Source organism: Bacillus sp. WP8 (genome assembly GCF_000800825.1).
Lineage (GTDB): Bacteria > Bacillota > Bacilli > Bacillales > Bacillaceae > Bacillus > Bacillus safensis.
This window is the reverse complement of the sequence record NZ_CP010075.1, coordinates 292,033-318,584: the sequence shown is the minus strand read 5'-3', so window position 1 is coordinate 318,584 and position 26,552 is coordinate 292,033. Positions and strand designations below refer to the sequence as shown.

At 42.5% G+C, this 26,552-nt stretch carries 24 protein-coding genes; 4 read left to right on the top strand and 20 right to left on the bottom strand.

The window, feature by feature from the left end; genetic code table 11:
- Positions 1 to 41: 41 nt before the first annotated feature.
- From QR42_RS01700 to QR42_RS01690, 3 genes are all read right to left on the bottom strand, one after another.
- Positions 42 to 1,664 carry an L-lactate permease gene (locus QR42_RS01700; protein ID WP_039176308.1) on the bottom strand — a complete coding sequence of 541 codons (1,623 nt, stop codon included), beginning with the start codon at positions 1,662 to 1,664 and terminating at the stop codon, positions 42 to 44.
- A gap of 43 nt (positions 1,665 to 1,707) precedes the next feature.
- On the bottom strand, positions 1,708 to 2,655 hold the full coding sequence (locus QR42_RS01695) for an L-lactate dehydrogenase (protein WP_039176305.1): 948 nt from the start codon (positions 2,653 to 2,655) through the stop codon (positions 1,708 to 1,710).
- A gap of 217 nt (positions 2,656 to 2,872) precedes the next feature.
- A complete protein-coding gene (locus QR42_RS01690; RefSeq protein WP_039176304.1) occupies positions 2,873 to 4,303 on the bottom strand; it encodes a YfcC family protein in 1,431 nt (476 codons plus the stop codon).
- Positions 4,304 to 4,456: 153 nt separating this feature from the next.
- Between QR42_RS01690 and QR42_RS01685 the strand changes: the two genes are divergently transcribed.
- Positions 4,457 to 5,584 carry a M20 peptidase aminoacylase family protein gene (locus QR42_RS01685; protein WP_039176301.1) on the top strand — a complete coding sequence of 376 codons (1,128 nt, stop codon included), beginning with the start codon at positions 4,457 to 4,459 and terminating at the stop codon, positions 5,582 to 5,584.
- 48 nt (positions 5,585 to 5,632) lie between these two features.
- Here the strand turns inward: QR42_RS01685 and QR42_RS01680 are convergent, their stop codons facing one another.
- The 15 genes from QR42_RS01680 to QR42_RS01610 form a co-directional block, all read right to left on the bottom strand.
- Positions 5,633 to 6,355 (bottom strand): SDR family NAD(P)-dependent oxidoreductase, encoded by a 723-nt coding sequence (locus tag QR42_RS01680; RefSeq protein WP_039176299.1) that lies wholly within the window; start codon positions 6,353 to 6,355, stop codon positions 5,633 to 5,635.
- 110 nt (positions 6,356 to 6,465) lie between these two features.
- On the bottom strand, positions 6,466 to 7,221 hold the full coding sequence (locus QR42_RS01675; RefSeq protein ID WP_235354784.1) for an alpha/beta fold hydrolase: 756 nt from the start codon (positions 7,219 to 7,221) through the stop codon (positions 6,466 to 6,468).
- A 106-nt stretch (positions 7,222 to 7,327) separates the two neighbouring features.
- The gene (locus QR42_RS01670) at positions 7,328 to 8,209 is read right to left on the bottom strand and encodes a glycine betaine ABC transporter substrate-binding protein (protein WP_039176296.1); all 882 of its coding nucleotides are present in this window, start codon (positions 8,207 to 8,209) and stop codon (positions 7,328 to 7,330) included.
- Positions 8,209 to 9,054: a glycine/proline betaine ABC transporter permease subunit OpuAB gene (gene opuAB, locus QR42_RS01665; protein WP_039182966.1), complete on the bottom strand. Its 846-nt coding sequence runs from the start codon at positions 9,052 to 9,054 to the stop codon at positions 8,209 to 8,211. Before opuAB ends, QR42_RS01670 begins: the two co-directional genes overlap by 1 nt.
- A gap of 10 nt (positions 9,055 to 9,064) precedes the next feature.
- Positions 9,065 to 10,330, bottom strand: a complete 1,266-nt coding sequence (gene opuAA, locus QR42_RS01660; protein ID WP_039176292.1) for a glycine/proline betaine ABC transporter ATP-binding protein OpuAA — start codon at positions 10,328 to 10,330, stop codon at positions 9,065 to 9,067.
- Positions 10,331 to 10,730: 400 nt separating this feature from the next.
- Positions 10,731 to 11,825 (bottom strand): toxic anion resistance protein, encoded by a 1,095-nt coding sequence (locus QR42_RS01655; RefSeq protein ID WP_034283225.1) that lies wholly within the window; start codon positions 11,823 to 11,825, stop codon positions 10,731 to 10,733.
- Between the two features lie 14 nt (positions 11,826 to 11,839).
- Positions 11,840 to 13,456 carry a YceG family protein gene (locus tag QR42_RS01650; RefSeq protein WP_039176287.1) on the bottom strand — a complete coding sequence of 539 codons (1,617 nt, stop codon included), beginning with the start codon at positions 13,454 to 13,456 and terminating at the stop codon, positions 11,840 to 11,842.
- Positions 13,457 to 13,526: 70 nt separating this feature from the next.
- Positions 13,527 to 14,342, bottom strand: a complete 816-nt coding sequence (locus QR42_RS01645; RefSeq protein ID WP_039176284.1) for an HAD family hydrolase — start codon at positions 14,340 to 14,342, stop codon at positions 13,527 to 13,529.
- Positions 14,339 to 15,448: a cysteine protease StiP family protein gene (locus QR42_RS01640; protein WP_039176282.1), complete on the bottom strand. Its 1,110-nt coding sequence runs from the start codon at positions 15,446 to 15,448 to the stop codon at positions 14,339 to 14,341. The genes QR42_RS01645 and QR42_RS01640 overlap by 4 nt, the downstream gene beginning before the upstream one ends.
- Positions 15,441 to 16,772: a phosphoribosyltransferase family protein gene (locus QR42_RS01635; protein WP_039176279.1), complete on the bottom strand. Its 1,332-nt coding sequence runs from the start codon at positions 16,770 to 16,772 to the stop codon at positions 15,441 to 15,443. The genes QR42_RS01640 and QR42_RS01635 overlap by 8 nt, the downstream gene beginning before the upstream one ends.
- Positions 16,762 to 17,949: an HpcH/HpaI aldolase/citrate lyase family protein gene (locus tag QR42_RS01630; RefSeq protein WP_039176275.1), complete on the bottom strand. Its 1,188-nt coding sequence runs from the start codon at positions 17,947 to 17,949 to the stop codon at positions 16,762 to 16,764. Before QR42_RS01630 ends, QR42_RS01635 begins: the two co-directional genes overlap by 11 nt.
- A gap of 99 nt (positions 17,950 to 18,048) precedes the next feature.
- Positions 18,049 to 18,828: a TerC family protein gene (locus QR42_RS01625; protein WP_039176272.1), complete on the bottom strand. Its 780-nt coding sequence runs from the start codon at positions 18,826 to 18,828 to the stop codon at positions 18,049 to 18,051.
- 140 nt (positions 18,829 to 18,968) lie between these two features.
- Positions 18,969 to 19,547 (bottom strand): TerD family protein, encoded by a 579-nt coding sequence (locus QR42_RS01620; RefSeq protein WP_034664245.1) that lies wholly within the window; start codon positions 19,545 to 19,547, stop codon positions 18,969 to 18,971.
- Between the two features lie 39 nt (positions 19,548 to 19,586).
- Complete coding sequence (locus QR42_RS01615; protein WP_039176267.1) at positions 19,587 to 20,168, bottom strand: TerD family protein; 582 nt, start codon at positions 20,166 to 20,168, stop codon at positions 19,587 to 19,589.
- A gap of 20 nt (positions 20,169 to 20,188) precedes the next feature.
- On the bottom strand, positions 20,189 to 20,791 hold the full coding sequence (locus QR42_RS01610) for a TerD family protein (RefSeq protein WP_039176264.1): 603 nt from the start codon (positions 20,789 to 20,791) through the stop codon (positions 20,189 to 20,191).
- Between the two features lie 413 nt (positions 20,792 to 21,204).
- Here QR42_RS01610 and QR42_RS01605 point away from each other — a divergent pair, with 413 nt between their 5' ends.
- Together QR42_RS01605 and QR42_RS01600 are read left to right on the top strand one after the other, a co-directional pair.
- A complete protein-coding gene (locus QR42_RS01605; protein ID WP_039176261.1) occupies positions 21,205 to 22,197 on the top strand; it encodes an LLM class flavin-dependent oxidoreductase in 993 nt (330 codons plus the stop codon).
- A 211-nt stretch (positions 22,198 to 22,408) separates the two neighbouring features.
- On the top strand, positions 22,409 to 23,449 hold the full coding sequence (locus QR42_RS01600; RefSeq protein WP_039176257.1) for an acyltransferase family protein: 1,041 nt from the start codon (positions 22,409 to 22,411) through the stop codon (positions 23,447 to 23,449).
- A gap of 20 nt (positions 23,450 to 23,469) precedes the next feature.
- Here the strand turns inward: QR42_RS01600 and QR42_RS01595 are convergent, their stop codons facing one another.
- Positions 23,470 to 24,249 carry a glucose 1-dehydrogenase gene (locus QR42_RS01595; RefSeq protein WP_039176252.1) on the bottom strand — a complete coding sequence of 260 codons (780 nt, stop codon included), beginning with the start codon at positions 24,247 to 24,249 and terminating at the stop codon, positions 23,470 to 23,472.
- 119 nt (positions 24,250 to 24,368) lie between these two features.
- The gene (locus QR42_RS01590) at positions 24,369 to 24,797 is read right to left on the bottom strand and encodes a cell wall hydrolase (RefSeq protein ID WP_039176249.1); all 429 of its coding nucleotides are present in this window, start codon (positions 24,795 to 24,797) and stop codon (positions 24,369 to 24,371) included.
- 528 nt (positions 24,798 to 25,325) lie between these two features.
- Here QR42_RS01590 and QR42_RS01585 point away from each other — a divergent pair.
- The gene (locus QR42_RS01585) at positions 25,326 to 26,387 is read left to right on the top strand and encodes a DUF4352 domain-containing protein (RefSeq protein WP_039176247.1); all 1,062 of its coding nucleotides are present in this window, start codon (positions 25,326 to 25,328) and stop codon (positions 26,385 to 26,387) included.
- Positions 26,388 to 26,552 lie beyond the last annotated feature (165 nt).

Genomic DNA, 26,552 nt, shown 5'->3' with positions numbered 1-26,552 from the left:
AAAAGACTGAGATCTCTCTCAGTCTTTTTTAATCTATCAACCTATAAAAATTGAGCAAGAATGAATGTCCATATACATACAATGCCGAGCAGAATGAAGCTGTACTTCACGGTCTTTTTGAAGAGCTCAGATTCTTTCCCTGTTTCTCCAACAGCTGCTGTAGCGATAGCGATAGATTGTGGAGAAATTAATTTCGCCATCACACCACCGGTCGTGTTCGCCCCAATCAACAAACCTGCCTGTGAGCCGATTTGAGAAGCAGTGACCGCTTGAAGGTTACCGAATAAGGCGTTGTTACTCACGACAGATCCAGTAATAAACACACCGATCCAGCCAAGCACCGGGCTGACAAGTGGGAACAAATCGCCTGTTTTGGCAAGAGCAAGTCCAATCGCAGAACTTAGTCCAGCAAAGTTCGCCAGGTTGGCAAAGCCCATGACAAAACAAATGGTAAGAACGGGGAGCCAAAGCTCTTTCACCGCTGCTTTTAAGCAGGCAGCGCCTTCTGTTAACGTAATATGTCTGCTAAACAGCCCTGTCAGCATCACCGCAATCAGAATGGCAGTACCCGTTGCACTGATGACATCAATTTTAAAGATCGCATCAATAGGTGTTTCCGTTTGTGCAATTGGTGGTAATTTCACAATTTGCTGATGTAAAAATGGCATTTTCACTAAAATGGTCGTCCAGTTAAGCGGTCCTCCTACAGCAAACAATGCTTTAAATGCTGGCAGACTCCATACCGTAATAACCGCAGTTAAAATATAGAACGGAGACCATGCTTTCAGTATTTCAACGCCGCGATACGTTTGTTTCTGTTCAATATCTGGCGCTCCTTCTTCTCGATAAATGTGTTTTGGCTGCCATTTCCGAAGAAATAAAGCCAAAATACCCATACTTGCTAAGGCAGAAATAATATTGGCAAGCTCAGGACCCATCGTCACCATTGTAACAGCTTGCAAAATGGTATAGGTTCCACTCACAACAAGCAAGGCTGGCAGAGTTTCTTTGATTCCTTTGAATCCATCTACAATCAGAATGAGTAGGAACGGAATACAGAATGAAATAAACGGAATCGTATATACAAGGGTTTGAGATAACGCAAGCGGCGTCATATTGCCCATTTGCGCCCCTGTAATCACTGGAATTCCCACAGCACCAAATGCACCAGACGCAGCATTGGCAATTAAGCAGAGCATCGCAGCTTTCAGCGGTTTAAACCCAAGCTCTGTTAAGAGAGCGGCACTGATCGCAATCGGTACACCAAACCCAGCAGCACCTTCTAAAAATGCGTTAAAGCTAAAACCTATTAATAAGAGCTGAAGACGTTGATCCTGAGAGATTCCTGCAATACTAGAACGAATGACATCGAACTTACCAGATTTCACTGCAATTTTATAGAGCCATACCGCCATGATCACGATATATCCAATCGGCCACAGCCCATTAGATATACCGAGCAGCACAGCAGATAATGCCTTTTCAACTGGCATATGGAAGAAGAAAACAGCTGTTACAAAACTGACGATTAAGGTAAAACAAGCGGCTAAAACACCTTTTAACTTAAAGACGGTTAATGCAAGTAGGAAAAACAAGATTGGGAGCATTGCCACCAATGCACTGACGAATTCATTACCAAACGGATCATATATTTGCTGCCACATAGTGATTCATCCTTTTCTGCTCAGATAGGTTGCTTTTGATTGATTAAAAATGAGGAGCCAAAATCTCTTTTAACACATTCACACTGTGTGCAAATTTTTCTTTCTCCGTGTCGTTTAGTGCAAGCTCCATTACTTCTGTTGCGCCATTTCGATTCACAAGGGCTGGTACACCAATGTAGACATCTTCTGCTCCGTACTCACCATCCAAGTAAGTGCTGACCGTTAAAATGCTGTTTTCATTGTGCAGGATCGCTCTTGTAATGCGGGCTAAACTCATTGCTACGCCGTAGTAAGTAGCGCCTTTTTTCTCAATGATTTGGTAAGCGGCATGACGGACATTTTCCATGATTTCATCTAAGTCTTCTTGTTTGTATTGATCATTTCTCTTCATTAATTCTGTAATTGGTACACTTCCGATATTCGCATGACTCCAAACAGCAAGCTCAGTATCCCCATGTTCGCCAATGATGTACGCATGCACATTGTGTGCCGCTGCTTCAAAATACTCACTGAGCATGTATCTAAATCTTGCCGTATCAAGCGTCGTACCACTGCCAATCACTCGTTCTTTTGGAAGTCCACTGAATTTCCAAGTCGCATATGTCAAAATATCAACTGGGTTCGTAGCAACTAAGAAAATACCATCGAATCCGCTTTTCATCACATTGTCTACAATGCCTTTAAATATATTTAAATTTTTCTCAACAAGGTCAAGTCTCGTTTCACCTGGCTTTTGGTTTGCACCAGCACAGATACATACAATGTCTGCATCCTTACAATCCTCATAATCTCCATACCAAGTATTCACAGGATGCGGGGCAAATGCTTTTCCGTGGTTTAAATCCATCACGTCACCCATTGCTTTGTCTTGATTCAAATCGATAACAACCAATTCATCTGTGATCGCTTGATTTATTAATGTAAAGGCATAACTGCTGCCGACGAAACCTGCTCCAATAAGGGCTACTTTGTTTACTTTTTCGTTTGTCATTTATCTCATCCTCCTGAGTAAAACTCGGCTGTTTTTATTATGTGAATTATTTCACATTCTTATTGTGCAATACTTCACAAACTTTTGCAAGGGGGTTGCTCAAAAAAAATATGTAGCGAATTTGTGAACACATTTATTGTGCTTTCAAAGCGCTGGTTCCATACATATTTCCACAAGAAAAAAGCTGCCAAACGCTCTTCGGCAGCTTCATACATGTTTAATAAGGGCCCCAGTTGATCATGACCCCAATACAAATAAATACAAGACCAATGACAAACCAAATGAGGGCAAGCGGCACCATAAAACGCAGCCACTTTACATAAGGAATACCACTTGCAGCAAGCACAGCCATCAACACACCAGAAGTCGGATTGATACAGTTGACCACTCCTTCACCAAGCATTACCGCTTCTACAGCTACCTGTCTTGTGATGCCCATTAAATCAGCGAGCGGCGCAAGAATCGGAATAAAGACAACGGCTTCTCCTGATCCTGATGAAATCAAAAAGTGAAGAAGCGCACTCGCAATATACATCCCGATCGCACCAGCAATTGGACTAAAGCCTGTCAGCATACTCGCCAAGCCGTTGACCACTGTATCAAGCAGCTTCCCATTTTCTAAAATGACCGAAATACAGCGTGCCATCCCAACAATAAGTGCGCCGTATACAAGGCTTTGACAGCCTACAATAAACGTTTTTGCAATATCATTGGCCGCTAATCCTCCAAGCAGTCCAGCTACAATTGCCATAAAAATGAACACACCGGCCATTTCCTTATCGGTCCAGCCAAGCTGAAGTGCGCCATATAAGAACCCTCCAAGTGACAATCCGCACACCGCTAAAATCAGCTTATGTCTGCCAGTGAATGCAGGCTTGTCCACAGATTCCGCATCGGCTCCGCCAAGCCCCTTAGCAGGAAACCATTGATCGCCAAGAATGCTTCCCTTGTCTTTATTCTTCAGACGTCTTGTATATAAATAGATGTACACAATACTAGAAATAAGGAAACAAAGATAAATGATGACACGCAGGCCAATGCCAGAAAAGATCGGCAGCTCTGCGATCGTTTGTGATAAACCTAATGGAGATGGAGATAAAATCGTTGCATTAAACCCTGCATAACAGCCGATGTATATGACAGCCGCTCCTGCTACAGCATCCCATTTCAAGGATCGTGCCACAATGATGCCAATCGGAATAAACCCAATAACAGAGTTCACGACAATTCCGGTCGTTCCAAGGACTGAAAATAATCCCCCAACAATACAAATAAACAATAATTGCTTCGTTTGAAACCGGCTGATGACATGGTGAATCATCCCGTTAATAGCACCTGTCTTCTCCAAAATGGCAATGGTTCCGCCTGTAAATAGAATCAGAAAAATAATAGAAGCGGACCCTACCATTCCTTCTTGTATCGCAGTGAAAAAGCCCACTGGACTCACTGGGGATTGATCAATGCGGTGATAACTGCCAGGAACGGCCGTTGTGATCTCCCCAGATGTCTTTCGGTCAAACTCACCCGCTGGTACAAAATACGTTGCTATCGTACAAATCAGTGCAATCATAAATAAGAGAACATACGCATCCGGCATTTGAAGTTTTCGTTTCTGTTTCTCTGGTGCTGATACTGTCGCAGTTTTCATGTGCCAAAACCCCTTTGTCCCGATCGGAATTTCACTTAATTTTCAGAATAATCAAATGATGTGTTATATTATAAACACTGTTGATATTTAAGATCAATATTATTTCACTAAAATAATGTTTTGGCAGATTATCTGTCAGCAAGGAGGCTCTTCATGACAACTTTGACAAACGAAATGAAACAAACCGTGACAGACATCTTCGAACACTTGCATGCCCACCCAGAAATCAGCTGGGAAGAAACAGAAACGACTGCTTATATTGAAGGTATATTGAAAAAATTAGGCTGCAAAACTCAAACATTTGACGACTGTACAGGGGTGATCGGTGAAATTGGAGAAGGCGCACCAGTGGTCGCTGTGAGAGCCGATATTGATGCACTTTGGCAGGAAGTAGATGGAGAATTTCAAGCCAATCATTCATGTGGCCACGATGCACACATGACAATGGCTCTTGGTACCTTTATGGCATTAAAGGAAAAAGAACGCCCAAACGGCACGATCCGTTTCATTTTTCAGCCTGCCGAGGAAAGAGGCGGCGGTGCGCTGAAAATGATTGAAAAAGGTGTGCTGGCAGATGTCGATTACTTATATGGCGTACATGTGCGCCCAATTCAAGAAACATTAAACGGACGCTGCGCTCCTGCTATTTTGCACGGATCAAGTAATCATTATGTTGGCACAATTACTGGAGAGGAAGCGCACGGTGCACGTCCACACCTTGGCATCAACGTAATAGAAGTGGCTTCAACCCTCGTGCAGAGACTCGCGCATATCCATGTCGATCCACGAGTCGCCCATTCTGTGAAAATGACCAATTTACATGCTGGCGGGGGCAGCTCAAACATCATCCCAGGCAAAGCTTCATTTACATTAGATGTAAGGGCGCAAACAAACGAAGTAATGGATGAGCTAGAAAAAGAAATTGAAAGAGCAGTTCATTCTGTAGCGGATGCCTTTGGTGCTTCCATTACACTTTCAACAGACCATCGTCTGCCTGCCGCTACGTTAAATGAGGAAGCTGTCCAGATCATGTCTCATGCGATTGAACAGGTTTTAGGCCAAGAGCAGCTTGATCCCCCAATCGTCACAACAGGTGGAGAAGACTTTCACTTTTATGCAGCAAAGCTGCCGCATATCAAATCTACGATGCTCGGTTTAGGCTGTGATTTAAAGCCAGGTCTTCATCATCCGTACATGACCTTCGACCGCTCTGCAATCTTTACCGGCATTGAGATTTTGACTGAAGCTGTCTATCAAACGCTCCAGCAGCATTCATCATAAAATGAAAAAGCCACCCGCCTTCTCTTCAGGACGGGTGGTCGCTTTATATTATGCATTCAAATCTGCCATGGCTGGAACGTTGATTTCTTTCACACAAGATACCCTTGATAAGTGAATCACACATCTAGCAAGCTCCACAATATCCTGAACAGGGATTCTCGTTTCATCATATAGAGTAATGGCCTTTTCGGCTCCCTCTTCATACGGAACCTCTGCCGCCAGCTCTCCTGGATTGATACAGGTAACAGATATTTTATCTTTTCTCACATGCTCTCTCAGCGCATTCACAATTCCGCGCAGGCCAAATTTAGATGCAACAAACGAGACTTGCGGCAGGTTTGTATGATCGAGTCCAGCCGTTGAGCCAATCACGATGATTTTCCCATTCTCCGATTTCCTTACGTGCGGAAGCAGTGCCTGGATGTACGTAATGGTTGAGGTGACATTCACATTAATTAAGTGCGCAATATCCTCTGGCTGATCGTGATCAAAGGAATAATCGTCTTCAAAGCCTCGTTTTTCCCATAAACCGACGTTATAAATAAGTACATCAATCGCCTTGTTCTCCAGTGCTTCGAGCATATAAGGGATATGTGTTTGGCTTGATAAGTCGATTTTCAGCCAAATTCTATGTACACCGTCATCTATGCTCAAACTGCTTGGTTCACTTCGCGACACAATCCAAACTGTATCTCCACTTGAAGGAAGACCCTTTACAAAAGCATCTCCTAATCCTTGACTTGCACCGAATATGATATAGTTTTTACTCATAGCTCCTCCTTCTATGGCACAGAAACTGAAAGCGTTTTATACCTATATCATACAGATTCTAAGAGACCACCGCCTCTTTTATGCTTATCTTCACTTATTGATTGACGCGGCTAATGGATTTCCTTTAATTCCACTGGTAATGCACGTGCCTCTATAAAGCTTTTGATCATTTCTGTGAAAAGTTCTTTTTTCTCAAAAGTAAATGTATGTCCAATACCGGGAACGATGACGCCTGCTGCCTTTGGATGTGAATTTGTTATTTTTTTTGCTGACCGTGTCATAATGCCTTTTTCTTTTTCTCCCACTGTGACAAGAATGCGTGCCTTTGCTTGCTGAAACGTGTCTGGGAGCCTGTAATGGAGGTTTTCTTGAAACATCGTAAGAAGGGTTTTCTTCTGCAGATGTTTCGATTCCGCCGCATAATGAGGCAGTACATGTTGCGGGAGCCCCATCTTTTCGGCTTGGAGCTGGATAAACCAATCTTTCTTTAATAATGGATACGTCAGTGGCAAGAGCGGTCTCACCATGAAATGGAGCCATGGCAGAGGCATCACGAGGGCGCTATTGATGACAGCGATGTCTACGATATCTGGCTCTCTTGATAACACATCAACGGCAATCTGTGCACCTAAAGAAAATCCAATCAGAATCACTTGACGGCCATTCGCGTTTTCCTTGATCCATGAGATGACTTCTTGGGCGCTTTCATTCATTGAAAATATCTGTTCTTTTGCTCTTGTCCCATGTCCAATGAGATCAGGGGCAAAGCATTCATACGTGTCCTTAAATATTTCAACCTGCTCCTGCCACATCCAGCTGCTTACTCCTCCACCATGCAGAAAAATCATGATTGACCTATCCATCATCGACGACAACTCCATCCTTCTATATAAGAAAAAAGCAGCCGCTTTTTGAGCAGACTGCTTTTTCCACATGCTCCCTTCTATTATAAGGGAACCATTACATCATTGACTATTTTTTCAAATCTTCAATGGAGTTTACGTTCTTCATATATTTCGGAACAACTAGCCCCATTCGAAGGCCTTTCATACTTGTACCAAGGTCATCATATTTTCCTTTAAACTTCGCTGCATACGTTTTATGCGTATTTGGCAGCCAAGCGGATAATGATGCATCCGCACTTCCGGTTGCAATTGCTGTCCACATTGGACCTGCTTCAACCTGAGTCAAAGTCACATTAAACCCGAGTTCACGCAATACTTCTGCCGCAACATTGGTACTTGCAATCTCACTATCCCAGGCAACGTAGGCAAGATTGACTTTTCCACCATTCGACTTTTTCACGCCTTTTGTCCATTTCGCTACTTGGTCTTTATGTTTTTTCACATATTTTATGGCAGCATCCTTTGGTTTCACACCATCTTGAATATCAATCATGACTTCGCCCATGTCATCTTGAGACCATTTAAACTGACTAAGCATTTTGGCTGCTTCCGGCTGATCCTTTGCAAAGCCTTTACGTGAAATCGTATGAATTTCTTCCGCTTCACCGTAAGATTTTTTTGGATCATCTAGATATTTTAAATCATAGCGGGAAAACATCCAGTGTGGATTCCAGCCAGTGATGATGATTGGCTTTTTACGGTCGTAAGATTTTTTGAGTGTTGCCGTCATAGCTGCACTTGATGCAGACACAACCGTCCAATCCTCTAAGCCGTAATCCTTTTTCGCTTGATCTGTCAGTGCCATAATCCCTGAACCTGGATCGATTCCGATAATGGTTTTATTCACCTGCTGTGCTGCACTCGCATTTGAATCTGTTTGTGCGCCGCAAGCAGCTAGTAAAAAGACAAGCAGGGCGGTCATCCCAATGTAGAGAGACTTTTTCCACATTAAGCATTCCCCCTGGTTTTTTTCGTTTTAATGTTTTGTGTAATACGGTCAAGTGTAATCGCCACAATAACAATGGCAATACCTGCTTCAAAACCAATACCTGTTTTCAGCTGGGTTACCGCACTATATACTTCTGAACCAAGTCCTGGTGCACCTACCATTGCTGCAATCACGACCATTGATAGAGCCAGCATGATACTTTGGTTAATACCAGCTAAGATGGTTTTTGTTGCAAGTGGAAGCTGAACTTTGAATAAACGCTGGAATGTCGTTGAACCAAATGCTTCTGTTGCTTCAATTAAATCAGCTGGTACTTGTTTAATACCGAGAATGGTCATACGGATGGTTGGCGGCATGGAGAAGATAACCGATGCCACAACCCCAGGAACAACCCCAATATTAAAGAAGAAGATCGCTGGTAATAGATAAACGAATGCAGGCATTGTCTGCATTAAATCTAAAATAGGTGTCACAATTTTACGCACAGTTTCCTTCTGTGATGCCCAAATACCGATCGGAACCCCGATCACAATAGAAATGACCACAGCGGTCAAAACGAGCGCAAGTGTTTGAAGCATTGGATGCCAGTAGCCTAAATAGTCGATCAGTAAAAATCCAATAAGTGTGAAAAGAGCAACTCCTCTTGTACTGATCCACCAAGCAATGCCGGCAAAAATAAGGGTTAAAATAATGGATGGAATGACGCCAAGTGCAGCCACAATCCCATTTACTGTTCCTGCTAATCCATTTGTGATGCCATCAAAGAAACCACCAAACGTTAATGTTAACCAGTCAACAAATTGATCGATATATTCCGCAAACGGAATTCTAGGTAAATCACTCATACTAAACATCTTATTCTACCTCCTGTGCAGAAGGCTCTTGTGCTTTAATTTCCTCTAGCTTGTTAGAAGACATGTTGATATACTCATCATTTCCTGATAATGCACCAATCAATGCGCCTCGGACCACAATGCCCTTCATTCTGTTTTTCTCATCGACAACGGCAATCGGAATGTTCGCATCAGACACCGCATCAAAGATCTCTGTCAAATACGTAGATTCCAACACTGTCGTAAATTCTTTATCGAGAACCGTTTCAAGCGACGCTCCCGTTTCTGCTGCTTTTTTCGCTGCTTGAGCAGAAATAACACCTAATAAATGCTTTTTCTTATCTACCGCATAGATAGACGAAATCCCTAGGTTTTTCATGAGCGTAAGCGCAACACGTGCCCCTTTATCAATCTGAACTGTTTCTGCACGTTTCATAATATGACCAGCGGTTAATACTTTAGAAAGGTCAACATCTTCAACGAAGCGTTCAACATATTCATTCGATGGGTTCATTAGAATTTCTTCTGGTGTTCCGATTTGAACGATATTTCCGTCCTTCATGAGCACAATGCGGTCGCCAATACGAAGCGCCTCATCTAAATCATGGGTAATGAAAATGATCGTTTTTCCTACAGATGTATGAAGCTCAAGCAATTCATCCTGCATATCTTTACGAATTAATGGGTCTAGTGCGCTGAATGCTTCATCCATTAATAAAATGTCAGGGTCATTTGCTAACGCACGTGCCAATCCAACACGCTGTTGCATCCCACCACTTAATTGATTTGGGTATTGCTCTTCAAAGCCTTCAAGTCCAACAAGCTTTAAAGATTCAAGCGCTTTTGGTCTGCGCTCTTCTTTATCTACACCTTGCAATTCAAGACCATACTCTGTGTTCTCAAGAATTGTACGGTGCGGGAACAATGCGAAGTTTTGGAAAACCATGCTGATCTTTTTCCGTCTGACTTCACGCAATTGATCCTTTGACATATTTGTTATCATATCCCCATCAATATAAATTTCACCGGAGGTTGGTTCGATTAACCTGTTTAGCATCCGCACAAGTGTGGACTTTCCGCTCCCTGATAGCCCCATGATGACAAATATCTCGCCGTCATAAACATCAAAATTTGCTCGATTGACACCAACTGTTGCGCCGGTCTCTTTTAGGATCTCTCTTTTTGTTTTCCCGTTTTCAAGCATTTGAGATGCTTTTTTAGCATTTTTACCGAAAATTTTAGATACATTATTTATCTTGATTTTGATATTTCTCTCTTCAGAATTCATATTTTCCCTCCAAATTAGCATCTTTATAACCGTAACATAAGCGTTATGATGCGAACAATCTTTAGAATTCGCTTATTTCCCCACAATATGTATGAATTCCATATAGAGGTCTGGTCATTAGAGTTTATACGCCGTATTACTCGTAAATCCTATAGAATGCTTCATAAACTACATATTTTACGGGGTATTTCCTCTCACCAGACAATATTTTACTGGAAATTCCTAATTGTGCTAAAAAATAAGTCGAATCCTCGTCATAGCAGTTTTTTTGAATCATGGGCGAACCATTCCCCTGAACATGATTTACCCGAAAATAGTCACATAAAAACCTTTTTTCTCAAATTTTATTTAAATTCATAAAAAAACTGCCTGCAACTTTAGTTACAGACAGCTTGTTTTTTTAGGACTCTAGGGCAGCCCGCTTAATATTATCTTGAAGCTCAAGCATACGTTTTGTTCCATCTTCACGTAATCGTTTGTTCTCTTCTTCGATCTGTTTTGTCTCTTTCATCCCTTGTACAATTGTATTAAAGGAAGATTCGATCGTTTCAATGTCGATGCTTGGACGGCCGGATAATTTGGCAATCTCCACACTTTGACTTGAAATGTTTTCAGCATTTCGTTTCAGCATTTCATTTGTTCTTCTATCCAGCTCACTCATGGAATCAGCGACAAGCTTTTGTCTCTTCGCTGTCACAGCTTGAATGATCCCATTTTTGAAGATTGGAATGGTGATAATGAAGGCAGAGTTGATTTTACCGATTAATTTTGTATTCCCACGCTGAAGTAAACGGATTTGCGGTGCCGTTTGAAGCGCGACCATTCTTGCCATATCAAGGTCATATACACGCTCTTCAAGCGCTTGAATCCCATTACGAAGCGTATCAAGCTCCATTTGTGCCAGCTGGTTTCCACTAGCTGCTTTTTCTTCATATGAAGGAACCAATTGCTTTAATTCTTCAATTTTCATTTGACCGGCTACGACATACTTTTCAAGCTCCATGTAGTATTGAATGTTATGCTCATACATTTCTTCAAGCGTCACAGTCGATTTGGTCATTTCATCTTTATATTTACTAATTTCTACATTAATTTTTTCAATCTCAGCACCGAGCGTTTGATATTTACTAAAAATCTTTTCAATCATGCTGCCGCCGCGTTTAAAGATTTTTGACAACAAACCACCCTTCGGTTCGTCAAAATCATTTTTATCAAAGCGATCCATAATCTTACCAAGCTGCGTCAGCATTGTTCCTGAGTCAGTGACACTCGTTGAACGCATCATTGAAAGAATACGATCAGAGAACTTAGAGATTTCAACAGCTGGCTGTTTTCCGTATTCAAGAAGCTCAAGCTGATTTTTCGCATCGATCTGTCTCGCAATATTTTGCACTTCTGGTTCGTTTCGAAGCTGAACGCGAATATCGTCTGCCTTCTCAATCGTGATTTCCTCTTTATCAATTGAAATGATGTCATTTCCGTTTGTATTTGTCATAAGCTTTGATCTCCTTATCGGTTTTTAATGGATTGAAATAACTTTCTAACGATGGACGGCTCTTTAAACTCCTGGTTCATGACCATCTCATCAAGCCAATGGGTATCAAATAATTGGTCATCGATATACCGTTCGATACACTGATATCCCGCAGGATGATATACGAAGAGATCCACACCCATTTCATTTAGGAAAATCAGGGCGGCCGCATCAGAACGAGTCAGCTCACCATTATATTCCGTATGGTATAAAATCACTTTCGGTACGGTTTGTGCATAATCAAAGGTTTGAATCAGTTCAATGAGATCCTGGCTCAAATGCAGAACCTGCTTGAATAAATAAATGCGGACATCTAATTCAGTTTCATTGCCTTCTTTTAATAGCTTCGGATGCTGACAGATTCGAGATACCGCTTCTGCTATCGCACGCTGCGCGCCCTCATATAGATGAGAAAACTGCCACACATTGCTTTTCATTAATAATTCAGGATCAATCTCTCCAGTAGCAGAAAGTGCATGCTGATAATGAAATTGATAATTCGAAGTCACTTCTTTTGTAAAAGGAAAATGGCGAATGGTCTTCGTCTCTTTCCCCTCCATTAACGTGTGAATGCGATCCCAGTATTCACGCTTGTCTCGTGTGACACCCATCATTTTCGCAAAGAGATTCGGAATCTGTATCGTGTCCCGATCTGCTTTAAAGTTCGGGCGGATAAAGGATCGTTCCTTTGCAATTAAAAACAGCTCATCATACGTTGTCTTCAGCGTAATGGAATGAGGAGTATGATCTCTGAATTGCCATGGCTTATACAGCATTGAATCTTCCGTGTGAAGTACCTCTTCAAGCTCTCTTGTCGATCGGTACGCCACCGTTGATTTCCTCTCAGGCTTTTCAGTAGGGAACGGCTCAAGCTTTGAAGTCCCCGGGTACTGATCAATAAAAGTCAGCTTTTCTTCTGGATCTAATTCGCGGAACGAATCCTCGCCTTCTGGATGAAATAGCACAACATCACAGCCAATCAGCATGACATAGTAAAGAAAATAAAGCTGACTTTTATTCGCCTCTCCATACCAAATGACAGCCGGCATTTTTTCTTCTATATTGACTTCCTTCAGCCATGAACCTAGATGGTTATTTGAAAACTTCACGACATCCAGCAAGACCCGGCGGAAATCAGGATGCTGAAATCCACCCTCATGCAGCTGCTTGAAATGCTCAAACACCTTGATCAATGAAAGACGGATATGCCGGTTCATCACAGGGTTTGGATGGCGTACAATCAGCTGTTCACCATCTAAAAAAGCCACAAAGCGATTCACGGACAATCCCTTTTCTTCTTGGTTAATCAAATGAATTCGCTGCAACGCTTGAAAATGCTCTGGCTCAATATGACGATTGAGCGTTTCACTTAAAATATGCATGCCTTCTGTTTCGTATAATTCATGTAAATAAATAAAATAATCGGTTGCATCATGCGGAGTTCCAAGGACCCGGGCGGCGAGACGCGGCAAGGACAACGTATGCTCGTCCTTTACATAACCGTCTCTTTCAGGGAGCGGCTTTTTCAGCACGTTTTTCCAGGCTTCCTGCTCCGCCCGTGTTTGGGTGACATTGATTTCTTTATAACTCACGCCGCTCCTTCCTTTCTCCTATATTTTCTAGAAAGCTACTACTATCATATCATTCAGCCTTCTACTTCTGCTATCGAATCGAAGGCTTTTTTGCCTTCGCCATCTGCTCGATGACAGAAGCGGTGATTTCATCCGCTGCGGCCATGCCAGATGCTGCTGTCGGCTCAAGTTCTGGGTCAAAGTCGAGAACTTCTCCATGCCTTGGGGCAAAGCCCTTATCTGATTGACGAATGAGCCCCACATCTAACAGGGAATCACCCGCACCATAGACGTATTCAAGCTGCAGCCTATCCTTTATAAAAGCAACAGCATCCCACTTATTAAGCGGCTGTGGAATAAAATAAAGCTTCCGTCCCTGAAGAGAAACCTGCCAGCCTCTCTCCTCACCCCACAGCTTCAATTCAGCAAGCGGTATGTGAGATAAATACTCATCTTTCATAATCAAATAAAGAAATCTTCCCTCTGCTGTACGGGTACGCTTCACCCAAGCCGCAACCGGAAGTTCGGAGATCGCCCTCAGCATCTCTCTGACTGGCATACACTCCCTAAGTCTCTCATCAACAATGGCCTGCCAATCCTCAAGCGGCTTGCCATGGTGAAGAATACAGCCCCCGTTTGTTGTGACAGCATACTCCGGTTGAAGCTCTTGTTGAAAGAAGGTGATCCGTTCATACTGTGCAGTCGTTCTTGTCGTCACTGGAATGAACCAGCCTGATTGATGAATCGTCTGCAAGGATTTTTTCGTTTCAACAGACATATAGGAAAGCGGCCGTTCGTCCAGCACCTCAACTAAATCATACTCTCCTTGATACGTATACTGGTCAAGCACTCGATGTGAGTAAATCAGCGTTCGGTCTAAATCACTGGCAAATGCATATGTCTTCATGACGTTTGCTCCAGCGGGCGAATTAACCCGCAGCACGTGTAGGACATATTGGCATATTCAATGACAGGAACACCTCTGTCCTCTGCCAAAAGCAAGATATGCTTCAGCTTTTCCTGAGATCCAGGCTGAATTAAGATTTTCCACGGGATTCTTCTAAGCAGCACGCGGGTCGTCTCACCAACACCCGGCTTAATCAAATGGGTATTTTTAATTTGAAACTCCTGACCGATTGCTTCAATGGATGCCATTCCGCGCCAATCTGCCGGCGTCCCTTCCGTAAGTATGGTTTCTGCTTTCTCTCGTACATTTGGTCCGAGGCTGGAAAATGCATCTTCAATCGTATCCACATACAGATTGGACACATCCTCATCAAGCAGCTCTTTATAATACTTTGCCCCATGGAAATCATCGGCATTGATCCAGCGGTTGTTTAGTACCGTACGACTGACAAGCCCTGATACCGTCGAATTCAGGCAGGCACTTGGAATGAGAAAGTCCTCTCTCGTTCCATATACATGTGTACAATAGCCAGGGTCAGCCAGCACAGCCAGCTCACTCGAAAGACGCACGCCATATTTTTTTTCAAAATCAATCACAGCTTTTTCGAGCTCTTTCGAAATCGCACCTTTTCCAGTCCATCCATCGATAAAAGCAATTTCAAAACCTGGATGTTCTTTCAGCATATAATGCAGTGCATTCTCGTCTATTCCGCGGTCGCGAATAATAGAGATGCTGTAATGAGGCAGATCGATACCATATGTCTTTCGAATATATCGTTTGATCAGCACCCCGATCGGTGTTCCTGCACGCGCCAAGCTGCAAAGCACGGTTTTGTAGCCTCGCTTTTTCACAATCTGTTCTGCTACAACAGCTACTGCTTCGGCTACCTTTTCCTTACTTTCTTCAAGAGATTGATAGAATAAAGTCATATAAGATTCAGTTGGTTTATATTCAATTGGCAGCATTTCCGAATAATGCGCACCACTCTGAATTGAACGCTCCCGCTCTTCTGTACTTTTCTCCATCTCAATAGAGGATAAATCTTTGAGTAAGAAGGTTACATCCTGCTCTGGATAGCTTCCCATCTTTGTATACACGTTAGCCATTCACCTTCACCTCGTCTGATAAAGTCACAATATGCACATGCTTCACATGCCGCTCGGCAAATAAATGAATAAGCGGAAGCAATGCCTCCTGAGAGACCTTTTTCTCAAAAAAGAGAAATACATCATCATATTCACCTTTTGGAATGTTGTACACGTAGTGCTGAATTCGGGCATCTTCTGGATTCATAAAGGTAAACCCATTTTGGACAGCGTATCCATCCTTTTCGACTGGGTGAATTGGACTTCTCGTTGTTGAATGAAAGCGAACGCCTTCACCCATATGTGCAGACAGTCTCATCGGTACATACATCAGCTCACCTGTCCCTAAGCAAAGTGTTTGCTTCCCTTTGCGTTCCTGCCGCAGCTTCAATCCCGCTTCAGCAGCTGCTTGGTCAAGCACTTCCGTATCTGCTGCGTTTAAACCAAAACGGCCCGTTTCATGTATATATGGCGAATGACCAGCCGAATTTGCTGCATGAGAAAGTGAATACGGCACTTGCTTAAAGAAAGATTGAAGAGAATGAAAAGAGAGACTTGGCCGCTTCTCTTGCTCCGCAATCTCATACGAATAAGCTGGCTCATCGAGCGTTTTGCCTCGAAAGACCATCTGCCCTTTTAATAAAGACAATGATGTGATGTGAATTCCGAGCTCCTCTTCAAGCTGGCACATGGCTTTCTCATGCTCCTCCGTCCGCCAGTCCAAAATGGAAAGAATGGTATAAGAATGCCGCGGGTACTTTGCATGAAGGTCACGAATGATATTGATATTTGTACGGCCTGTCGTAACTTCATCATCTACTAACACGATGGGGCGGTCTGTGCGAAGTAATGCTTCATCTGCATAACAAAGCTGATCTGTTGCATGCGAATGTTCTTCTTCAAATACCAATGACGGGTCAAGACCCAGCAGCTGTTCACGTGTCGTATGAATGTAAGATGCGCCTTCTAGCACATCATACACACCATGTCCAAGGGCTGTTGCGGTTTCCGCAAAGCCGATGACGACAGGCTCATTGCCAGCTGCTAGCTTTTCTTTTTTGAGTGTTTCATAGGCTGCCGTTAACGCCGCGTGATCATCCGTCTTGAGTGCCTCTACAAGAAAATCTTTGTACGGAGGCGTCTGTCCCGTTTGCTCTTTGGCATATGCCATCGCTAAAAGACCCGAGACAAGGAGCGGTTTCACTGGATGAACAGGAATATGCTTTCCAAGCACCTTACTAACGAATAAAAAGGCTCTTTTTTTGTTCACCCTTGCTGCCATCTCAAAAAGATGCTCTTTCTCCAGCTGGAGCGCACCTTCTTTGAGGTCAAGCTCAACCTCCATATGTTCCAAGATGTTCAGCGTATGTCGCTTCTGATTCTGTGAGTATGTCGATATAGCTTCTATTTTCATGAAACACCCCGTAAATGTCTGACTTAATTAATATCTGCTCTGCCCACCTGTAATGGGGCTTCGTTTCATTCATCTTATTAGAGAAGGCACTCTTCATTACGCCAACTGTGCCGTCAGCATGTTCTAAAATACTTAATGCATCCATGTACTCTTCCTTTGTCACAACGTACATGCTTTGCACTGGCTTGAGATGTGTTGGATGGATCACTGTTTTCCCATGTATGCCATTGGCTACATCGAGTCTTGTCTCCTTGAGTAGACCTTGTACGTCATCGAATTCAGATAAGGACAGCTCACCGCCCTTAGAAAGCGCACGGATGAATGGTTTTTGTTCCTTTCGTGCAGGGCCAAAATGCTCCCATACTGCACCTGATACAACAAAGGAACGGCCAAAATAATTGATCATATCTGTGATCAAATCAGCAATCAATCTGATTTCATAGATGGTGGTGTCACGGTCACGGCGAATGCCATATAAGCCGCAAAGATCCGTTGCCCCAATACGAATATTCAAAATATATTCTTCATCATTCAGCATGATCTGCTTTAACTCTGACAGCACCGTATATCTTGTATCTTTTTCTAATAAATCGGGTGTTTCCAAAATGGGCATACCGTACAGCTTTGTCTTCGTTTGTGCTGAAACCTGTTTCAAGCTGTCCAAATAATCCTTCGCATTATGAATAGAACACTTTGGAAATACAAAACCCGTCAATAAATGAAGAGATGAACCAAGCAAATCTGCCATTTTGAGCAGCTGCTTCGGTGAACGAACCCGAATAAATAAAAGCGGCAATTGTTCAGCCGTTTCAGGCGTATGCGTCAATTTGTCCGACAGTTTGGCGAGTTGTACCACTAGATTCTGCTCAGCCATTTCCACTTCTTGATCACCGATGGCATCCTCTAAACAAAATACAACAGAGCAAAGCGCTTCATATTTCTGCGACAGCAGCATGTCTGCTATATCCTGTCTTGTTGCAGGCATATACAAAGTAGCACCTAATGCATGCGCAAGTACGTGCCTTGGCGTCATCAAATGCATCGTCCCCGGCCGTTTGAAAAAAATATCGTGCTGCCTCGCCTCTGATAAAAACTGAAAATACCGCATGCTGTGCCACCTCCTGTTGTTGAGAGAAAATCGAACAAATGACTTGATGATTCAAAAAAGGATGGAGCCGCTAATCAACTCCATTCCTTTTTGATCGTCCTATTCTTCTTTTGAAGCCGCAGCTTCGTTTGTTACACCTTGATGTTTCTTCTTATTGATTTTATGAACAATAAACGTTCCGATAAATGCTAGGATAATAATTGCAAAGAATACAAGATGCGGGATTTCAATGTGAGCAGCACTCAAGCCCATTTTGATCGCAATGATCCCGATAAGAATAAACGCTGTATTCTCGAGCTCTGGGATACGGTCAATAAGAACAAGGAACAACTGTGCCACTGTACGCATCATGAGAATTCCAAGCATTCCGCCTAATAGAAGAATCCATACTTCCTCAGATACAGCGAATGCTGCAAGAATACTATCAACCGAGAAGGCAAGGTCCATAATTTCTACAGAGATAACGGTTGCCCAGAATATACCAAATACCCGAATCAACCAGCCTTCTTTTTTCAATTCCTTCGCTTCATCATCGCCATCACCTAACCAGAAGTGCTTAATGACAAGCCATGCTAAGTAAGCAGCTCCAAGAACCTTAATCCACCAGAATTTAATAAGCAGCATCCCTACGCCAATGAATAGAAAACGGAAGAAATAAGCGCCAATTAATCCGTAGGTTAATGCCTTTTTACGCTGCTTTTCCGGTAAATGTTTCACCATCACAGCTAATACAAGTGCGTTATCTGCTGATAACAATCCTTCAAGCACGACAAGCGTCCCAATAAGCCCCCAAGAGACAGGGTCTGTTAACACCTCTGCCCACATATGCCAATCAAAAAACGAGGCATATGTATCCAACATATGTTTCAAAATGTCCAACTGGTTTTCCTCCTATAAGTGTAGAAGCATCAGCAGGCTTTCGCCTGCTGCTATTCTTGATCGCTGTTTCTTTCTCACTTTGGAAAAGGCCCTCATATGAGTTTTTGACAGCACCTCTTGAATTGATTTGTTTCTCTTATTTACACTTCTAACCCATAATTTTGACAAAGAGCTGCAAGTCCGCCAGAGAATCCGCTTCCGATCGCGTTAAACTTCCAATCACTTCCGTGTCGGTACAATTCACATACCACAACAGCTGTTTCAATTGAGAAGTCTTCGCCTAAATCGAAGCGAATCAATTCTTCCCCGCCCTCTTCATTTACAACACGAACAAATGCATTAGAGACTTGTCCAAAATTTTGGCTGCGCGTCTCTGCATCATGGATCGTAACTGTAATTCCGATACGATCAATGTTAGCAGGAATTTTCGAGAAATCAACGAGAATTTGCTCGTCATCTCCATCTCCTTCACCCGTCCGGTTATCACCTGTATGAGTGACACTGCCGCTCGGATGCTGAAGGTTATTATAGAACACAAAATCTGTATCTTGCTGACAACGATTGTTTGCATCCACCAAGAAAGCCGAAGCGTCCAAATCAAATTCGGCTCCGCCAGAATATTTATTCGTATCCCAGCCAAGACCGATCATCACTTTCGTCAGCCCTGGGTTGGTTTTAGTTAAATCGACACGTTGTCCTTTTGAAAGCTGAATCGCCATATTCGTATCTCTCCTGTCTTTGAAAATAGGAAGCTATCGTTATCCGATATCTAAGCCGAAGTCCGTTGCAATGCGTGCAAGACCGCCTTGATAGCCTGATCCGACAGCTGAGAATTTCCATTCCCCGCCATGACGGTATAATTCACCTACAATAATGGCTGTCTCAATTGAGAAATCCTCTGCCAAATCGTAGCGAATGAGTTCTTCATTCGAAGCCGCATTTAAAATACGTACATATGCGTTAGACACTTGTCCGAAGTTTTGACTGCGCGCTTCTGCATCATGAATTGTAATGACAAATGAAATCTTCTCAATACTTGCTGGTACAGCTGCAAGGTCAACATTTACCTGCTCGTCATCTCCGTCCCCTTCACCAGTGCGGTTATCGCCTGTATGTACGACACTGCCGCCTCCGCCAGTTGTTTGGTTGTAAAAGACAAAGTCAGATGGAGAGCTTGCTTTACCTGCTGCATCTAAAAGGAATACACTTGCGTCTAGATCAAAGTCATGTCCGCCGTCATACTTATTGACGTCCCAGCCAAGACCAACGACTACTTTTGTTAAACCCGGATTCGTTTTTGTTAAATCAATTTTTTGACCTTTCGCTAAAGAAATTCCCACTAGGAACCTCTCCCTTCTGTTTAAATGTAGTTTCTCGTAATATCGGCAAGCTTCGCATCATTTGTACCATTTCCAAGAGCCGCAAACTTCCACTCATTCTCTTGACGGTAAAGTTCTCCGACGATTAACGATGTTTTTCCTGCATAGTCATCTTTTAAATTATATTTCACTAATTCTTGATTGTTTGAACGATCAACGATGCGAATGTAAGCATTTTGAATCATACCAAAGTGTTGGTTTCTTCTAAGGGCATCATAAATGTTCACGACAAACACCAATTTATTCACATTACCCGGCACCTTGCTCAAGTTGACGAGGACTTGTTCATCATCTCCGTCTCCTTCACCAGTCAGGTTGTCACCTGTATGCTCAACACTGCCGCATTTGCTTTTTAGGTTGCCAAAATAAATCAAATCTTTATTTTCCGTAAACTTATCATTTTTCAGCATGAGCACTGAAGCATCACAATCAACATCAGCGCCGCCTCCGCCGCCAAACAGCTTTCCTAAAAACCCGCCGCCTTGTGATACAGGGTCCCAGCCAAGTCCAACAAGAATATTCGTTAGCCCTGCTTTCCCTTTTGTTAAATCAATACGTTGACCTTTTTCTAATGTAATCGCCAAATCAATCACTCCTCCAGCATAATAAAAATCTATTTATTAAGCGATGGACCCTATTAAAATCATCATACATGAAAATTCGACAAAATTCATGAAATGACATTGGAGCCTCTTACTCTTTTTTCTATTTACTAGTATATACGATCTATGTTCAAGATAGGTTTCAAACTCTTTATATTTTTTTAAAGAAAGATGCACATTGAAAATAGTTCATGTCGTAAATGAAGTGTTTCATGTGAAACATTGTCGAAAGGTCCCGGCGAGCAGCTCTTGCTGATAAGGAGCGTAAGATGTGGTTTCATATGTTGATATAGAAAACATAAAAGCATGTGTTCAAAGGATAAACCCTTTCGTTTCCTTCCATCCATTGATTTCTTTATACTTATATTCAGCATGTTGTTGAAAGGATGTTGATGATGCCATCACTTCATATATTAGATCAAGTCGCCATTCCTAAAGGTCAGTCTGCGCAGGAAACATTGATTCATACAACGCAGCTGGCTCAACTGGCTGAAACGCTTGGGTATGAGCGCTATTGGTTCGCTGAACACCACAGCACAAGGGGGCTCGCTAGTACGGCGCCTGAAATATTAATGGCTCATATTGCGACTCATACATCGACCTTACGTACCGGATCTGGCGGCATTTTACTTCCTCAGTACAGTCCTTTTAAAGTAGCAGAGGTCACGCGGCAGCTTGAAGCCCTTTATCCTGGACGGATTGAGATCGGAGTCGGCAAATCCCCCGGCGGGATCGAAAGGACGAGACTCGCATTGACGGACGGCGTGCATAAAGATCTGTCTCAGTTTGACCGCCAGCTGAAGGATCTTCTTTTTTACTTATCAGACAGCCTGCCTTCTGGTCATCCGCATGCAGGTGTGAAAGCTGCTCCGCTTGTTGATGCTCATCCGCCGGTTTGGCTGCTTGGACTAGGAGAAAATAGTGCCATGCAGGCGGCGGAGCTTGGAATCAACTATATTTTTGGCCACTTTATTCACCCTGCACGCGGCAAACAAGCATTTGAGACGTATCGATCACACTTTTCTCCATCTGTCTTTTCTAGGCAGCCACAATCTATGTTTGCCGTCTTTGTCATCTGCGGTGAAACAGATGAAGAAGCAGACCGGATCGCCAGCAGTACAGATTTATGGCTGCTGCGTGTTGAAAAAGGACTGGACAGCCGCGTTCCTTCTATAAAAGAAGCAAGTGCCTATCACTACACCACGCAGGAAAAGAAAAAAGTGCTGCAAAACCGCCAGCGGATGATTGTCGGCTCGAAGAAAACGGTGAAAGAGCAATTACAGACCTTGATGGACCGCTATCAAACGGATGACATCATGATTCTGAACAATTCCTTTGATCCGATTGAAAAACAACGCTCCTACAAGCGAATAGCAGAATTATTTTGAAGCCAGCTTTTCAGGCTTCTTTTTTTACATTGTCATAAAAAATGGGAAATGTAACATCAAGATGTCAAAATCCTTCCGTCTGTCATCTAATCGCAAATGTGTCTTCTAATCGTTAGCGAACTGTAAACGCATAAGAGGTGTACCTTTTATATAGTAGAGGTACATATTCAATGAACGGTTTACGAAGCTGAGAAAAAGGAGATGACAGGACATGAAAAAGAGACTCGATTGGGTAGATGCAGCTAAAGGAATCGGCATTCTGCTCGTGGTTATGGCGCATGTGCCCATTCCAGATTCGCTCAAGCAATTCATTTACTCTTTTCATATGCCGCTTTTCTTTTTACTATCAGGCATGATGTTTCGATCATCCTCATCCCCTGCTCTGTCATTTATTCAGAAAAAAGCCAAAAGCTTACTCCTGCCCTATCTCTATTTCTCCATCATTACGTATGTATTTTGGTTCTCCGTTACTCGTTTTTTTGCATTCAAGGGACAAACGGATATCGACCCTTTCGTTCCGTTTACAGGTATTTTCATATCCAATGCAGATGAAGCAAGACTTACACATAACCCAGCGATTTGGTTTTTAACGACACTCTTTTTAGTGGAAATTTTATTTTTCTTTATGCATCGTCTTTCAAAAGGGAGACCTGCTGCCTTAATCTTGCTGACTATTCTTTGCGGAGGTGCTGGATATGCCTCTACCTTGCTTTTAGATCAAAGTCTTCCTTGGAATGCTAATGTTGCCTTGACGGCTGTTGTGTTTTATTCGATTGGATTTTTAGCAAAGCAGTGGTTTGTGGAATTAAAAACAGATCCAACCCTTCTTTTATGTACAGGTCTGCTTGTGCTGACGGCTTACATGCAGAGCTTTAATTCACGGATCGATATGCGCGTCAACGACTACGGTGATCTCTTTATTTTCTATGCATGTGCTCTGCTCGGTTCAGCTGCCGTGATTTATTTAAGCTTTAAATTGAAAACATCCCCTATTTTGACGTATCTAGGACGAAATTCTATTGTCATTCTTGTCTTGCAGTTTGCCGGCATTGATATCATGAAAGCATTTGTTTTTTATGGACTTGGTATCAATATTGCTGATACAGCGCAGCTCTCTTGGACACTTTTTTATACGATCGGCACATTGCTGCTCATGGTGCCATGTATCTCCTTCCTGAGCAAGTACCCGATGCTGCTCGGCAAACGAGCCAAAGCTACACAACGCTACGAACAAAAAACATCCGCCGGTTGAACAGGCGGATGTTTTTTGGATTAATCATTGATTTGAGAAGGATAAAGTGTCATTCCACCATCCACAAATAAGGTGGTGCCTGTGATATATGCCGCTTCCTTAGAAACGAGGAATGCCGCAGCGGACCCAATCTCCTTCGGTTCACCAAAGGTCCTCATCGGAATTTTCTCAAGCTGCTTTTGTTTTTTCTGTTCATCCTGCAAATCATCATTTGATTCGGTTGCCATGGTACCTGGCGCAATGGCATTGATTCGAATACCTGATTCTGCATAATCAAGAGCCAGCGTCTTTGTCATCATATTCATTCCGCCCTTTGAAGTGGAATAATGAACGTTGAATGGGCGCGGAATCTCCTGATGGACACTGGAAATATTTAAAATAGATCCTTTGATGTCATGCTCCATCATATAGGCAAGCGCAGCCTTTGCGCCTAAAAATGCACCTGTTATGTTCACATCGATGACGTTTTGCCATTGCTCCAGCGTCATCTCATGCGGCAGCGCTTCTTCGCCGTTGAAGCCTGAATTATTGACGAATACATCTACTGTACCGAAATGTTCCAATGCTGTATCCATGATGGCTTGGATGCCTTCCTCTTTGGAGACATCTGCGTGTACTTTCACCGCCCCACCTCCGTGCTTCTGAATGGCTTGTACCGTCTCTTCAGCTCCATCTTCATCGCCTTTATAGTTCACAACCACATTCATTTCCTCTTGTCCAAACCGCAATGCGATCGCTTGTCCAATTCCTTTTGAAGAGCCTGTGACAATGGCTGTTTTCCCTTTTAAATCTTGATACATCTTCATTTCCTCCATTCACGTGCTTCATCTTGTTGATACACAATGGTTACCCATTTTGGAAAAAACAAAAACACAACCCTCTGCATTCGTACTCTAAGAGGGTTGTGCGTTTCATCAAGCTAAAAGGTGTTATAGACATTTTCACACGTTTCGGCGGTTGGCTGATAAAAGCAATGCGACTTATACCTTGCCACAAACGGCTGATTGTACCATGTCGCCGGACAATTGCCAGGCGGTTTAAAATACCAAAGGCTGAATTTTGCCGGCCAAAAACGTTCTCCGTTAATATTTCTCCGCGCAAGTGTTTTTTCAGTTTCTCGTGCTCGTTGATAAAAGTACCCATGCGTGACCGCTTCGAATGCATGCTCCTGATAAATCATTTGTGGAATCGTACGCAGCCCTTTAAAGTCAGAGCAGTTGGCACGCAGCCGATTGATGCCCACATTTCCTACGAGCAGCATCCCTTGCTTCCCTTCACCTTCTGCCTCCGCTCTCAGCAGTCTGGCCATTAAATCAATATCAGAGCTTGTCGCTCTTACCACTGCCATACATCCACCTCCATTTCATTTCTCTTTTATTTTATGTAGCGTTTCTGTGTAGATGACTGCCATTTTGACATGAAAAAGCACGTTCAGTGTCGGGCAGCCTGTCTAAATTTGCTGGACATGTGTCTTGCTGTCAACAACACACGAACCAAGTGATCATCCACATAGCAGGAAAAAATATTCATTACTATATACTCATTTACAAGTCATAAAAATCCTTCTAATTGCGACATCATCTTCAAAAACAGTCATTTGAACCTATTCAATAATCCGACTCAAAACCTTAAAATATAAAATGTTGAGTTTCTACAGGAGATATCAAATAATAAATTACAAGTTTCTCCTCTCAACTTAGTGTCATTTTTACTACTTGAAGCCAATCAACCTCGGAAACGCACTGAGGTATTGACAGTACTTTCGCTTCATTCTACAGTAAAAAACATACAGTATTTTTCTTTTTGTGCAAAAAGAACGATATGAACTACAGCTTTTCAATGAAATTCACCATAAACCCGAGGAGGAAAACACGACATGTTTAAAAAGAAATTATCCCTGTTTCTTCTGATCTTGTGTGTAACTGTTGTCGCTGCCGCTTGTAGTGGTGGTAAAGACAAAACAGCTGCGAAAGAAAACGATACCAAAAAATCTCTTGATGCAGCAGAAGTAAAGGTAGAAAGTGCTGAGTACACATTACCACCTCAATACGATACATCTGTACAGGATGATCAGTATGTACTAAAAGTGAATGTATCTGTAAAAAATATCAGCAAAGAGCCTCTCAATGTTGATAAAAGCAACTTCACACTTTACCAAGATGACGCACAAGTATCTACGATCTCTCCAGATGACTACAACGAAGTATTATCTTCAAGCTCTTTAAATGCTGACAAAGTAACAAAAGGCGGTCTATTCTTTGTTGTTGACAAAGACAAGGACTATCAGCTTGTTTACACAGAGCCAGGCAGTGGATCGAAAAAAGATGACAAAACACTAGAATTCGATATTAAAGGAAAAGACTTAATGAAAAAAGCAGATACACTACAAGCATCTGCAAAAGCTCTTTCTTCTTATATTGATGTGATGATTTTTGGTAAGAAAAACGACGATTTCGAAAAACTAACAGGTGATAACAAATCAACTGTTGTGAATGAATTTGATAAATCATTCAAACAAGGTTACATCACTTCTTCAGGTATTTCTTCTAGCTCAGCGAAGGACGAAAACCTTGATAAGCTTTTAAAAGCAGTAAAAGAAACATTAGCTGAAAAATCAAAAGTATCAACAAAAACAAAAGCGATCAGTGGTGATAAAGCTGTCGTGACTGTGACTCTTACACCGATTGATGCAAGTCCGCTTGTCGATCGTTTGAAAGAGAAAGCGACTGAGTTCTACAGCAAAAACCGTTCAGCATCTTATGATGATGCACAGAAATATCTACTTTCTATCTATCCAGATGAATTTAAAAAATTAGGACCATCATCTTCTGAAGAAACAGTAGAAGTGAACATGAAGAAAAATGATATCGACCAATGGAAACTTGATTTGAACGACTACAAAACAAGCTCATTAGTTGAGAAATTCATCAAGAACTAAAGAAAAACCCCCGATTCCGGGGGTTTCAGATTGTTGACAAAGGGCTAAAATGATCTTTATTTTAGCCCTTTGTCTTCTTTTCAGCGTGATAGAAAACCTTTGCAGTCTAGGAAGGGCGAGCACCGGAGCGGAGCGAATTTGACATTCGTGAGCACCGGAGCGCAG